General features: G+C 39.6%; 12 protein-coding genes and 1 tRNA gene. 11 read left to right on the top strand and 2 right to left on the bottom strand.

The window, feature by feature from the left end; genetic code table 11:
* Positions 1–84: 84 nt before the first annotated feature.
* Positions 85–528 carry a Rieske (2Fe-2S) protein gene (locus tag G0Q07_RS03800; RefSeq protein ID WP_163344840.1) on the top strand — a complete coding sequence of 148 codons (444 nt, stop codon included), beginning with the start codon at positions 85–87 and terminating at the stop codon, positions 526–528.
* Between the two features lie 52 nt (positions 529–580).
* Here the strand turns inward: G0Q07_RS03800 and ahcY are convergent, their stop codons facing one another.
* Together ahcY and recQ are read right to left on the bottom strand one after the other, a co-directional pair.
* Positions 581–1,999, bottom strand: coding sequence for an adenosylhomocysteinase (gene ahcY, locus G0Q07_RS03795; RefSeq protein ID WP_163344839.1), 1,419 nt, complete (start codon positions 1,997–1,999; stop codon positions 581–583).
* Positions 2,000–2,084: 85 nt separating this feature from the next.
* Positions 2,085–4,271 (bottom strand): DNA helicase RecQ, encoded by a 2,187-nt coding sequence (gene recQ / locus G0Q07_RS03790; protein ID WP_163344838.1) that lies wholly within the window; start codon positions 4,269–4,271, stop codon positions 2,085–2,087.
* 225 nt (positions 4,272–4,496) lie between these two features.
* On the opposite strand from recQ, the gene tatC reads away from it, so the two are divergent.
* The 10 genes from tatC to upp all read left to right on the top strand — a co-directional run bounded on the left by tatC (position 4,497) and on the right by upp (position 12,495).
* A complete protein-coding gene (gene tatC, locus G0Q07_RS03785) occupies positions 4,497–5,345 on the top strand; it encodes a twin-arginine translocase subunit TatC (RefSeq protein WP_163344837.1) in 849 nt (282 codons plus the stop codon).
* A 32-nt stretch (positions 5,346–5,377) separates the two neighbouring features.
* A complete protein-coding gene (gene lptB, locus G0Q07_RS03780; RefSeq protein ID WP_163344836.1) occupies positions 5,378–6,100 on the top strand; it encodes an LPS export ABC transporter ATP-binding protein in 723 nt (240 codons plus the stop codon).
* 197 nt (positions 6,101–6,297) lie between these two features.
* Positions 6,298–6,369 (top strand) — tRNA-Glu (locus G0Q07_RS03775).
* A 30-nt stretch (positions 6,370–6,399) separates the two neighbouring features.
* Positions 6,400–6,651 (top strand): 30S ribosomal protein S20, encoded by a 252-nt coding sequence (gene rpsT / locus G0Q07_RS03770; protein ID WP_163344835.1) that lies wholly within the window; start codon positions 6,400–6,402, stop codon positions 6,649–6,651.
* 146 nt (positions 6,652–6,797) lie between these two features.
* On the top strand, positions 6,798–7,496 hold the full coding sequence (gene radC, locus G0Q07_RS03765) for a RadC family protein (protein ID WP_163344834.1): 699 nt from the start codon (positions 6,798–6,800) through the stop codon (positions 7,494–7,496).
* Positions 7,497–7,510: 14 nt separating this feature from the next.
* A complete protein-coding gene (locus G0Q07_RS03760) occupies positions 7,511–8,833 on the top strand; it encodes a polysaccharide deacetylase family protein (RefSeq protein WP_163344833.1) in 1,323 nt (440 codons plus the stop codon).
* Between the two features lie 14 nt (positions 8,834–8,847).
* Positions 8,848–9,765: a hypothetical protein gene (locus G0Q07_RS03755; protein WP_163344832.1), complete on the top strand. Its 918-nt coding sequence runs from the start codon at positions 8,848–8,850 to the stop codon at positions 9,763–9,765.
* A 48-nt stretch (positions 9,766–9,813) separates the two neighbouring features.
* Positions 9,814–10,740: a polysaccharide deacetylase family protein gene (locus G0Q07_RS03750; protein ID WP_163344831.1), complete on the top strand. Its 927-nt coding sequence runs from the start codon at positions 9,814–9,816 to the stop codon at positions 10,738–10,740.
* Complete coding sequence (locus tag G0Q07_RS03745; RefSeq protein WP_163344830.1) at positions 10,737–11,570, top strand: GNAT family protein; 834 nt, start codon at positions 10,737–10,739, stop codon at positions 11,568–11,570. Before G0Q07_RS03750 ends, G0Q07_RS03745 begins: the two co-directional genes overlap by 4 nt.
* Positions 11,571–11,832: 262 nt before the next feature.
* Positions 11,833–12,495, top strand: a complete 663-nt coding sequence (upp, locus tag G0Q07_RS03740) for a uracil phosphoribosyltransferase (protein WP_163344829.1) — start codon at positions 11,833–11,835, stop codon at positions 12,493–12,495.
* The last annotated feature ends 65 nt before the right edge of the window (positions 12,496–12,560 follow it).

The following is a 12,560-nucleotide window of genomic DNA, read 5'->3' as shown; positions in this document are numbered from 1 at the left end:
TGACTGTTCAGTTTATAAAAGTACGAAACGAGCACGTAAATAAAAATTTTCGCGTTAAAAAGAATAGCAAAACAAATTAGCATCATGCAAAAGAAAAGCAACAACAGGAAGTCAGTTTATTCAGGTATGAAATATTTGTTTTTTATTGCCCTAACTTTTTTGATGTATTCATCGTGCGACGAGATCGATTCTGAAATTCCGGATGTGTGGGTTGGTTTAAATATTGATCTTGGTCTTTGGAATGACCTCACTGTTCCGGGCAACTCGGCATATTTTGCTAATGCCGGGTTTGGAGGAGTTATTGTTTATTGCGAAATAGAGGGCTCGTATTATGCATTTGACGCAACGTGCACAAACGAAATCAATCCATCATGCCGGGTTGAAAATGAAGGAGTAATTGGGAAATGCACTTGTTGCGAATCAGAATTTATTTTTATTGGCGGAACTCCAACAAAAGGACCGGCAGCCGCACCGTTAAAACAATACAAGACCTCACTTAGCGGAAATATACTCCGGGTATACAATTAAAAATGGGCTTCACGAAGTGAAACCCATTTCTATCGTATAAAATCTTTCTTATTTAATATCTGTAGTGTTCCGGCTTAAACGGACCTTCTTTCGATACGCCAAGATAAGCGGCCTGGTTTTCTGTTAATTCTGTAAGTTTTACGCCAATTTGCGCTAAATGCAAACGGGCAACTTCTTCATCAAGCTTTTTCGACAAAGTATAAACACCAACTTTGTAGTCGTTCTCCCACAAATCAATTTGTGCCAGCGACTGGTTGGTAAACGAGTTACTCATAACAAACGACGGATGGCCTGTTGCACATCCCAGATTTACCAGTCGACCTTCGGCGAGCAAGTAAATACTCTGGCCATTTTCGTAAGTATATTTATCAACCTGTGGTTTGATATTTACCTTTTTAATGCCCGGCCATTTTTCCATTTTGGCAACCTGAATCTCATTGTCGAAGTGGCCAATATTACAAACGATCGACTGATCTTTCATATTTGCCATGTGCTCGGCAGTAATTACATCGCAGTTTCCGGTAGTGGTAACATAAATATTTCCTTCATCCAGTGCATCTTCCATTGTTTTCACCTCAAAACCTTCCATGGCAGCCTGCAGCGCACAAATCGGATCAATTTCGGTAACAATAACGCGCGCGCCATAACTACGCATCGAGTGTGCACAACCCTTACCAACATCTCCATAACCGGCAACAACTACAACTTTTCCGGCAATCATTACATCGGTAGCACGTTTTATTCCATCGGCCAGCGACTCGCGACAACCATAAAGATTATCGAATTTCGACTTCGTTACCGAATCGTTAACATTGATAGCAGGAACCAGCAACTCGCCTTTCTCCGCCATTTGATACAAACGATGCACCCCGGTGGTTGTTTCTTCCGATACACCTTTCCATTCAGCTACCGTGCGATGCCATTTTTGATGATCTTCCTTCAACGTTTTTTTCAGAAGCTCAAGAATCACTTTTTCTTCCTCAACCGAAGTATCAACCTCCAACACACTGGCATCTTTTTCGGCAGCATAACCTTTGTGAATAAGCAAAGTGGCATCTCCACCGTCGTCAACAATAAGTTGCGGGCCTTTTCCTTCGGGAAAACTCATCGCCTCGCGAGTGCACCACCAGTACTCTTCAAGGGTTTCGCCCTTCCAGGCAAACACCGGCACTCCGGCTTTTGCAATAGCAGCTGCCGCATGATCCTGTGTTGAAAATATATTACAGCTTGCCCAACGAACGTCTGCTCCAAGGGCAACCAATGTTTCAATTAAAACAGCAGTTTGTACGGTCATGTGCAAGCTTCCCATCACACGCACTCCATCCAGCGGTTTGCGAGGGCCAAACTTTTCTCTAATGGCCATTAATCCCGGCATTTCTTTCTCCGCGATCTCTATTTCTTTTCTTCCGAATTCTGCCAATGAAATATCGGCAACTTTATAATCTAATTCTTTCTGAACAGTAACAGTCATATTTATTACTTTAATTTTTTCAAATAAAAAGGCGTGCAAAAATAACAATTTCTACAACAAAAAAGTTGAAAATCAATGATAAGGATTAGTTACCCATGTCGGAGAAAAATTTCACACGCATCAAACGAATATCATCTTCCGAGTACTCCTCTTCGCCTAATTCCTCCATGGCATCCTTAATAGAATCGGTTTCAGCCTCGCGGAAATATTCAAAAATATCATCCTGATGATCTTCGTCGATTACATCTTCAATGTAATAATCAATATTTAATTTGGTACCCGAATTAACAATAGCCTCCACTTCGCCAATCACATCGCTGACTTCAATACCTTTTGAATCGGCAATATCTTCAAACGACAGTTTGCGGTCGATACTCTGAATGATAAACACTTTCATTTTCGATTTGTTGGCCACCATTCGCACAACCAGGTCTTCAGGGCGTTCAATCTCATTTTCTTCCACATACGATTTTATCAGGGCCACAAATTCTTTCCCATAACGGCGGGCTTTTCCCTGTCCAACACCCTGAATATTTTGCAATTCTTCGGTTGTTACCGGATATTGAATTGACATGTCGGCCAACGATGGGTCCTGGAAAATGACAAATGGCGGCAAATTGTGTTTTTTAGCCATCTTTTTTCGAAGGTCTTTTAATATTGCGAATAACTGCGGGTCGCCACTTGCACCTCCTGAAGGTGCACCTCCTCCACTTCGTGAACCGTCCTCTTCTTCGTATTCATGGTTCTTTACCAGCATAAAACTATGCGGGTTCTCCAAAAAATCGTGCCCTTTTTGTGTGACTTTTAACAAGCCGTAATTTTCAATGTCTTTATTGATTATTCCGGCTACCATCGACTGGCGGAATACGGCATTCCAAAAACGCTCATCGTGCTCTTTTCCAGTACCAAAGGATTTTAAATTGTAATGCTTGAACGATTTAATGGCAGCAGTACTGTTACCGATCAAAATATTAGCAATATGGTCGCCCTTGTATTTCTCATGCACTTCAAGAATAGCTTTCAGGGCAGTAACTATTTCGTTTTTTGCCTCAATCTGCTCCTTCGGATTCAGACAGTTATCGCAGTTTCCACAATTCTCAGACTGATAATGCTCCCCAAAATAATGCAATAATATTATCCGGCGACAAATGGCTGATTCTGCATATGAAACGGTATCAAGTAAAAGTTGTTTCCCAATCTCTTGCTCGGCAACCGGTTTCCCGTGCATAAATTTTTCCAGTTTCTGAATATCTTTATAACTGTAAAAAGTAATGCATTGTCCTTCACCTCCATCCCGGCCTGCCCGGCCTGTTTCCTGATAGTATCCCTCAAGGCTTTTCGGGATATCGTAGTGAATTACAAAACGCACATCGGGTTTATCAATGCCCATACCAAAAGCAATAGTAGCCACAATTACATCCACTTCTTCCATCAAAAATTTATCCTGATTTCCCGAGCGGGTGGCGGCATCCATACCGGCATGATAAGGAAGTGCTTTAACACCGTTCACCTGCAAGGTTTCAGCCAGCTCCTCCACTTTTTTCCGGCTCAAACAATAAATAATGCCCGATTTGCCTTCGTTTTGTTTTATGAATTTTATGATCTGCGTTTCGGTTTTCACCTTTGGACGCACTTCGTAGTACAAATTTTCGCGATTAAACGAAGCTTTAAATACTCTTGCTTCTAAAATACCAAGGTTCTTTTGAATATCGTGCTGGACCTTTGCCGTTGCAGTAGCAGTAAGTGCCACAATCGGCGATTTCCCTATTTCTTCAACAATCGGTTTAATTCTTCGGTATTCCGGCCTGAAATCGTGTCCCCACTCTGATATACAATGCGCTTCATCAATAGCGTAAAACGAGATCTTTATTTGTTTTAGGAATTCTATATTCTCCTCTTTTGTCAACGACTCGGGAGCAACGTAAAGCAGTTTTGTTTTGCCTGCCAACACGTCTTGTTTAACCTGTGTTATAGCTGCTTTTGATAACGAAGAATTTAAGAAATGAGCAACACTGTCCTCGGCGTGTGTACTTCGTATTGCATCCACCTGATTTTTCATCAGGGCAATTAGCGGAGAAATCACAATGGCAGTCCCATCGAGAATTAAAGCCGGCAACTGATAAATTAACGATTTTCCTCCACCTGTAGGCATTAACACAAAGATGTTATTACCATCCATCACACTTTTAATCGCCTCTTCCTGTTGCCCTTTAAAACGGTCGAAACCGAAATAATGCTGCAACTCTTCCGCTAATACAACTTTTTTACTCATATGTTCAATCTCCCAATATCTGTAGCATACGCAAATTCTAAATTATTAAAAGTAAGCAAAATGGCAATACAATTTAATAAATTTTACATTTTATAATTTGGAGTATTTAAATGAGATTAACATTACACGAAAAGTTTAAGCGCTGCAATATATAAGTAATATTTGAGATTTTAAATGCGAAAAATTCGTGTACATTTGTGAAGTTTTTTTTGAAAACCAGAATTCATGAGCGAAGAACGTACTACCAAAAAACAAAATGACGATAGCCCAAAAGGCGAAATGTCTTTTCTTGATCACCTGGAAATACTCCGTTGGCATATTATCCGTTCGTCTGCAGCCATACTAATTTTTGCTATCGCTGCATTCGTTTTAAAATCGTTTATTTTCGATGTGGTTATTCTCAGCCCCAGAATGCCCGACTTTTGGACCAACCGTATGTTTGCCAAATTAGGCGATTTGGTAGGATCGGAAGCGGTGAAAATTAACCAGGTACCTTTAAAAATGCAGAGTATAAAAATTGCCGGGCAATTCTCTACACATATTATGGTATCAATTATCGCCGGTTTTATTATGTCATCGCCGGTTGTTTTTTACGAGTTCTGGCGTTTTATAAAACCGGCATTGTACCCCAACGAACGTAAACATGCAGGTGGGGCGGTGTTCTTTACATCAGTATTATTTTTAACGGGTATATTATTTGGGTACTTTTTAATTGTGCCTTTATCCATTCATTTTTTAGGTACCTACCAGGTAAGTAGCGAGGTGGAGAATACCATTAACCTGCGGTCGTATATTGGTTCGGTAACATCCATATCACTTGCAGCAGGAGTGGTTTTTCTTATTCCAATTTTCTCCTACTTTTTAAGTAAAGTAGGGCTCCTAACTCCGCAATTTATGAAAACTTATCGTCGTCACGCATATATCGCAATGTTGTTGTTATCAGCAGTAATTACACCACCTGATATTTTTAGCCAGGTTATGGTCTGTTTCCCGCTGGTATTCTTGTATGAGATTGGCATAATGATTTCGCGACACGTGGTTAAAAAACGTGAAAAAGAGATGGAAGCCATGTAATTCAATCAAAAATTGACGTTATTTGAACCATTATGATTCTTCGAGCAGAAAATATCGTAAAGAAATACCGTAAACGAACCGTAGTTAAAGGAGTTAGTTTTGAAGTTCAGCAAGGCGAAATTGTTGGATTATTAGGTCCGAACGGAGCAGGAAAAACAACTTCGTTTTACATGATTGTGGGGTTAATTCAACCTTTCTCAGGAAAGGTTTTTCTGGATGATAAAAACATAACAAAACTACCGGTTTACAGACGAGCCCAGCGTGGAATTGGGTACCTCGCGCAGGAAGCATCAGTTTTTCGCAAACTAAGTATCGAAGATAATCTTCGGGCTGTTTTGGAAATGACCGATTACACAAAAGAGTACCAAAAAGAAAAACTGGAAACACTTCTCGATGAGTTTAGTTTGCAGCATATTAGAAAAAGCAAAGGCATTCAGCTTTCAGGAGGAGAACGACGCCGAACTGAAATTGCCCGTGCACTGGCAATCGATCCGAAATTTATTTTGCTTGACGAACCCTTTGCTGGAGTTGACCCGATTGCGGTAGAAGATATTCAGCAAATTGTTATGAAATTAAAAGAAAAAAATATCGGTGTGTTAATAACCGACCACAATGTGCACGAAACATTAACGATTACCGATCGTTCGTACCTGCTTTTCGAAGGAAATATATTAAAGGCAGGAACCGCGGAAGAACTTGCTGCCGACGAAGATGTGCGCCGCGTTTACCTCGGGCAGAACTTCGAATTACGCTAAAGATTTTTTTTCCTTACTTTTTCCCATTTTTTGTTTGCAGATTAAAAAATGTTTCTTTCCTTTGCAGCGCTAAAATAAAAACGGCGCTTTAAACGAAAAGTAATCGTATTTTAGCTGAGAAAAAATCCTGAAAAATTTGGTCGATTACAAAAATGAAGTATTTTTGCAGTCCCAAAATTAAGGGAGTTAAATAGGAAGGCCCGTTCGTCTAGGGGTTAGGACGCCAGGTTTTCATCCTGGTAGCAGGGGTTCGAATCCCCTACGGGCTACTAATTTTTAAAAAAGAGAGAAACAAGAAAATGGCACATCATAAGTCAGCATTAAAAAGAATTCGTCAAGACGAAAAAAAGAGGGTACACAACAAGTACTACGCAAAAACTACCCGTAATGCGATTAAAGCTTTACGTGATGTAACTGACAAAGCAGAGGCTGAAAAAATGTATCCTTCAGTTGTGGCTATGATTGATAAATTAGCGAAACGCAATATCATTCATAAAAACAAAGCATCCAACTTAAAATCAAAATTAACCACTCAGGTTAATTCATTGTAAGCAGAGAAAAACCACATTATATAAAAAACCTCTCCGAGTTTCGGAGAGGTTTTTTGTGTTTCATACTTCCGTATGTTCTGTAACTATATTTTTCTATTTCCGAAATCGTTAATTATGATTAATTTTAGAAAAGAACTCCGGGATAGATGGGAGAATATAAAAAACTAAATATTAAAGATTGGGCTGTTGAAGATCGTCCGCGCGAAAAACTATTAAGTAAAGGACCACGATCGCTAACCGATGCCGAACTCATTGCCATATTAATTGGATCGGGAAATCTCGAAGAAACAGCAGTAGAACTCTCCAGACGAATTTTAACCTCAGTTGATAATAACCTTAACGATCTGGGCAGAAAAAGCATTGAATATCTAACAAAATTTCAGGGAATTGGCGAAGCAAAAGCCGTTACAATTGTTGCCGCTTTAGAAATAGGAAAACGTAGAAAAGATGCTAATGTATTCAATAAAAAACAGATAACCGGGAGCAAAGACGCTGCCGAATATTTTCAACCCATGCTCGGCGATTTGAACCATGAAGAGTTTTGGATTCTGCTGCTCAATCGCGGCAACAGGATAATCGACACATTTATGGTGAGCCAGGGAGGCATTTCCGGGACAGTCATCGATGTTCGGCTGATATTAAAAAATGCGCTGGATAAGATGGCTAGTGCAATTATTCTCTGCCACAATCACCCTTCAGGAACTATGCAGGCATCAACTGCCGATCTGAATATCACTCAGAAAATTAAAAATGCGGCTGAAATTATGGATATTACGGTGCTCGACCACATTATTATTGGCCAGAACAACTACCTGAGTTTAGCCGACGAAGGAATGTTAAACTAATAAATCGAACGAAAATGATACTTTTTTATTCCGACGAAGTTAACCCGCGAATTGAGTACATTGGAAAACTAATCTTCTCCAACATTTTGCAAACGAAAATTGCATTTACTCAAAATTCCGATGAGTTTCGAAAGTCGGGGTTACCGAAGATCAATTATTCGTACGAAAAATTTGATGATGAATTTTATATTAAACCACACAAACTCATCTTTCAGAATGCACTTATAAAACCCACAATTAATACAGTTTGGTACGAGGGACAAAAATATTTCTGCGAAAGTTCAAAAGATTCCGATCTCCCTTTCGATCCTTTCGCAGCCTCATTTTACCTGGTAACCCGACACGAGGAATATGTAGATAAAATCCGCGATAAACTGGGGCGTTACCCTTATCAAAACAGTATATTATCGAAATACAATCTGCTGCAAAAACCCGTTGTAAACATCTGGGCAAAACTTTTGGCAAAGCTATTAAAAGAGAAATACCCGGAGTTTAGCTATACCGAATCAAAGTTCAGCTTTATTTCAACCATCGATATCGACAATGCCTACGCCTATCAAAACAAAGGATTTCTGCGCACAACTGCAGCCTGGGCAAAATCAGTGATAACAGGCAACCGACAAGACACTATAAAACGCAAACGTGTATTAGACGGCAAAGAATCCGATCCGTACGATACTTACGATTACCTCGACAGTGTATTTGCAGGAAACGAGGATAAAGTAAAATTTTTCTTTTTGTTGGGCGATTACGGACGTTACGACAAAAATATTGCCCACACAAATAGAGAATACAGGGAACTAATAAAAAAGACAGCCGAAAAATACGATGTTGGTATTCATCCATCGTTTGGAAGTAGCAAGAAAGGCGGCAAAAAGAAAGTAAGAATGGAAAAACAACGCCTGGAAGAAATTACCGGCAAAACCATTCATAAAAGTCGCCAGCATTATTTAAGGCTCCGATTTCCAAAAACATACACACGCTTAATAAAAGCCGGAATTGAGGAAGATTACACACTTGGTTATTCTGCACAACCGGGATTCAGAGGCGGTATCTGCACCCCCTATTTTTTCTACAATTTAAAGAATGAATCGGTAACGAACCTGAAAATTATCCCGTTCAACCTAATGGACGGAACGCTGCGTTACTACCTTCAGGTAACTCCCGAAAAAGCTTTTGAAGAAATAAAAACAATTATGCAGGAAGTTAAAAATGTTGGTGGTACATTTGTAAGTGTTTGGCACAACGAAACCGTCAACGACCTGGGAACATGGAAAGGTTTCAGAGATGTGTTTGAACAGATGAACAAACTAGGATTTGAATGGGACAACCAGTAGCCCGACATTTTTAAATGAGTAGCATACAAAAAGTTCACTATATAAAACATGCACAAATCGATTCCTACAAATGGAATCAATGTATTGATGGTGCGCTAAATTGCAGGATTTATGCCTACGACTGGCACCTCGACCGGACTGCCATTGAATGGGATGCTCTGGTATATGGCGATTACGAATATGTAATGCCACTGCCATTTCGGAAAAAACTAGGCATAAAATACCTTTATCAGCCACTGTTCTCGCAACAACTCGGAATTTTCCCAACGCCATCGAAAACTATTTTCGATGCATTTATAACCAGAATAAAGCAACGGTTCAGCTACGCCGATGTACAATTAAATGCAGTAAATATTCCCAGCGAAAATTATAGGAAGATTTTTTATGAGCGGAAAAACTACCTGCTTTCATTAACACCGGATTTTAAGTCTATAATTGCCGGATACTCAAAGAATACAAAACGCAATATTGCCAAAGCCCAAAAACAGGATTTGACGATTATTGAGGGCATCCGGATTGAAGCCTACCTGGAGTTTAAGGAGCAAAATCTACCACCGGGAGTTGATCCATCAGCAGTCGACAAACTGAAAAGTATCATCGCCTTTGGAGCATACAAAGGCTTTGGAAAAATATACGGTGTTTATACCCCCGGAAATGAACTTTGTGCGGCTGTTTATTTTTGTCGGTGGAAAGACCGCATGATATACTTTAACGCTGCCTCAAACGAAGAAGGGAAAAACACCGGAGCCATGTACTACCTCATTAATCGGTTTATTGAAGACAACGCCGGTAAAAACCTGATTTTAGATTTTGAGGGTTCGATGATTCCGGGAGTAGAGCGCTTTTACAAGGGCTTTGGCGCAAAACCCGAAACGTACTTTCAACTTAAATTTAATCGTTTACCTTTGCTTTTCAGATGGCTTAAACGATAATTGGCAATGAGGCATTTTCCGCGTTTGGTATGTAAAAAACTGAGTCCCATGTTTTTAACCCGAGAACTTTTGGAAGCAAAAGCGCCCCCGTTTTTACCATTTTACCACACCATTAGCAACAAGCATTTACCACATATTTTAAACTACCCTGTAATAAGCGAGAAACAATTTAAACAGGAACTCGATTTCTACCTAAAATATTTTCAGCCGATTTCGCTTGAAGAGCTAACAAAATCGCCCAAACCCAACAGTTTTCATTTAAGTTTTGATGACGGGCTGAAAGAATGCGCAGAAATAGCTGCACCCATTCTTTTGCAGAAAGGAATTCCAGCCACTTTTTTTGTGAATAGCGGATTTGTAGACAATAAAGAACTGTTCCATCGGTACAAGGCAAGTTTAATTGCTGGTGAAATGCGCACGCGCCCGGATGCTGAAGTGGAAAATTACCTCTACGAGAATGAAGTACCCCTAAATAATATTTTACAGGTACCTTTCTCGAAAACAGATGTACTGGAACATGCTGCCGAGTTGCTTGAGATCGATTTTCAGGCGTTTCTCCAAACGCATCAACCCTACATGACGACTGCACAAATTAAAGATTTGCATAAAAAGGGTTTCTCCATTGGAGGACACAGTCATAAACATCCTGAGTTTTGGAAAATCTCAGAAAAAAAACAATTAAAACACATCAAAAAAAGTATAAAGTGGGTGACTGAAAATGTGAATCCTAAAATCAAAGCATTTGCATTTCCATACACCGACGATGGTGTTTCCAGTAAATTGATAAATAAAATTCACGAAAACGAATTATGCGCTATTACTTTTGGAACAGCAGGCGTAAAATACGATGAAATACCCCATCATTTTCAACGCTACCCGGCAGAACAAATAGGTAATTTTGAATTGAATGTAAAAGCTGAATTTCTATATTTTAAACTGCGCCAGACAATTGGCAAAGCAACAGTAAAACATTGACTCTACAGATAAAAAAAATACGAATAAAGGAGCTTGAGAACTTTGTGAACAGCAAGGAATTTCAGAATTACGAAGTGGTCCCTATTTCACCAATCCGCGCCCAATCGTATCTTGCCAACCCCCATGCAAAGCCCGAAGACATTGTGCTTTATCTTGGTTTTATAGATAACAAGTTGATCGCTTTTCGCAGCCTGTTTGCCGATACCCTTAATTCTGATGGACAATTAATTCGCTTTGGATGGTGTAGCGGGAACTGGGTGCACAAGCAACACCGCCGCTTTGGTTATTCCGAACAACTTTTACGAGAAGCCTACAAAGACTGGAACAAAAAATTGCTGTTTACAAACTATGCTCCAAATTCGGAAAAGCTGTATTTAAAAACCGGGCTGTTTCAAGCTATTCATCAGTTTGAAGGAGTACGCGCATATTTGCATGCAAAAACAGCAAAATTTTTTCCGACAAAAATTAATCCTTTAACCAAGTTGTTATTCAATGTTATTGACTTTTTTATTGGGTTAATTGTTCGTCTGATTACAGCCTTTTACCACACAAAAAAGGATTATAAGCTATCATTCATAGAAACCGAGAAACCAGATGAAACGTGTTTTGAGTTCTTAAAATCCAATCCGGTTAACAGTGTTTTTAACCGGAACGAAACCGAATTGAAATGGATCTTTGAACATCCCTGGATCTCACAACAAAATAATGATGAATCCCCCGCTACCCGTTTTCATCCTTCTCTAACGATTTTTATTACAAAACCATACAGCTTAAGCGAGAAAATAAAATGCTCGGCTTCTTTATTTTCTCCGTTCGCGAAGGGCATTTAAAAACACTGTATTTAAATTTCACCGAAGATTGTACTAGAGAAATAGCCGTCTTCCTAAAAAAATATTGCCTTACCCATAAAATTGAGTACGTAACTAGCTACAAAAAAGAGCTGGCAGACCAGCTATTTAGCAGAAAATTACCATTTTTGTACGCGAAAAGTTATGGGCAAAAAATATACAGTACTTTTCAGGTTTCAAATAAAAAGCAACTAATATATCAGGACGGTGACGGAGATGTCTTCTTCACCTAAAATTATTAAATATGGAAATTCGAGTTTTAGGCAATACCCACTCCATTTTAGACCACTATCTGGCAGAAATTCGAGATACAGGAATTCAAACCGATCCACTTCGTTTTCGTGATAACCTCAACCGAATAGGTGAAATTTTTGCCTACGAAATAAGTAAAGAAATGAAGTTTGAAGTTAGCAATGTTACAACACCGCTTGGTGTGGCAAAAGTACCTAAATTGTGCAGTCAGCCGGTGTTAGCAACTATTCTGCGTGCCGGGCTCGCCATGCATAATGGTCTGCTTCGTATATTCGACCGGGCCGAAAACTGTTTTATAAGTGCCTATAGAAAATATACTGAAGGAGGCGAATTTGAAATTGAATTTGAATACATGGCCTCACCTTCGCTTGATGATAAGGTAGTCATACTTTCTGATCCGATGCTGGCCTCCGGGAAATCGATGGAAATTGGCTACGAGGCCTTATTTAGTAAGGGCAAGCCGGCTCACATCCACCTGGTAGCAATTATTGCCAGCGAAGAAGGTGTTGAATATGTGAAAAACAATATAGAAGACGAAAATGTAACTTTATGGCTGGGCGCTGTTGATCCGGAGATGACACCAAAATCATACATTGTTCCGGGATTGGGCGATGCAGGCGATTTGGCATTTGGCGAAAAAATCGACTCAAAATAAAAAAGAATGCCATCCCTTTTTATGGGATGGCATTTCTTTAAAAACTCTCTCAAACTATTCTGCAA

It is taken from the genome of Draconibacterium halophilum (genome assembly GCF_010448835.1).
In the GTDB taxonomy this organism is placed as follows: domain Bacteria; phylum Bacteroidota; class Bacteroidia; order Bacteroidales; family Prolixibacteraceae; genus Draconibacterium; species Draconibacterium halophilum.
The sequence above is the reverse complement of the archived record's forward strand: the minus strand, read 5'-3'. Positions and strand labels throughout refer to the sequence as shown.

What these genes read in the sequence shown, in the direction of transcription:
- G0Q07_RS03800 (WP_163344840.1), top strand. Translation starts at nt 85, where the DNA reads ATGCAAAAGAAAAGCAACAACAGGAAGTCAGTTTATTCAGGTATGAAA.
- ahcY (WP_163344839.1), bottom strand. Translation starts at nt 1,999, where the DNA reads ATGACTGTTACTGTTCAGAAAGAATTAGATTATAAAGTTGCCGATATT.
- recQ (WP_163344838.1), bottom strand. Translation starts at nt 4,271, where the DNA reads ATGAGTAAAAAAGTTGTATTAGCGGAAGAGTTGCAGCATTATTTCGGT.
- tatC (WP_163344837.1), top strand. Translation starts at nt 4,497, where the DNA reads ATGAGCGAAGAACGTACTACCAAAAAACAAAATGACGATAGCCCAAAA.
- lptB (WP_163344836.1), top strand. Translation starts at nt 5,378, where the DNA reads ATGATTCTTCGAGCAGAAAATATCGTAAAGAAATACCGTAAACGAACC.
- rpsT (WP_163344835.1), top strand. Translation starts at nt 6,400, where the DNA reads ATGGCACATCATAAGTCAGCATTAAAAAGAATTCGTCAAGACGAAAAA.
- radC (WP_163344834.1), top strand. Translation starts at nt 6,798, where the DNA reads ATGGGAGAATATAAAAAACTAAATATTAAAGATTGGGCTGTTGAAGAT.
- G0Q07_RS03760 (WP_163344833.1), top strand. Translation starts at nt 7,511, where the DNA reads ATGATACTTTTTTATTCCGACGAAGTTAACCCGCGAATTGAGTACATT.
- G0Q07_RS03755 (WP_163344832.1), top strand. Translation starts at nt 8,848, where the DNA reads ATGAGTAGCATACAAAAAGTTCACTATATAAAACATGCACAAATCGAT.
- G0Q07_RS03750 (WP_163344831.1), top strand. Translation starts at nt 9,814, where the DNA reads ATGTTTTTAACCCGAGAACTTTTGGAAGCAAAAGCGCCCCCGTTTTTA.
- upp (WP_163344829.1), top strand. Translation starts at nt 11,833, where the DNA reads ATGGAAATTCGAGTTTTAGGCAATACCCACTCCATTTTAGACCACTAT.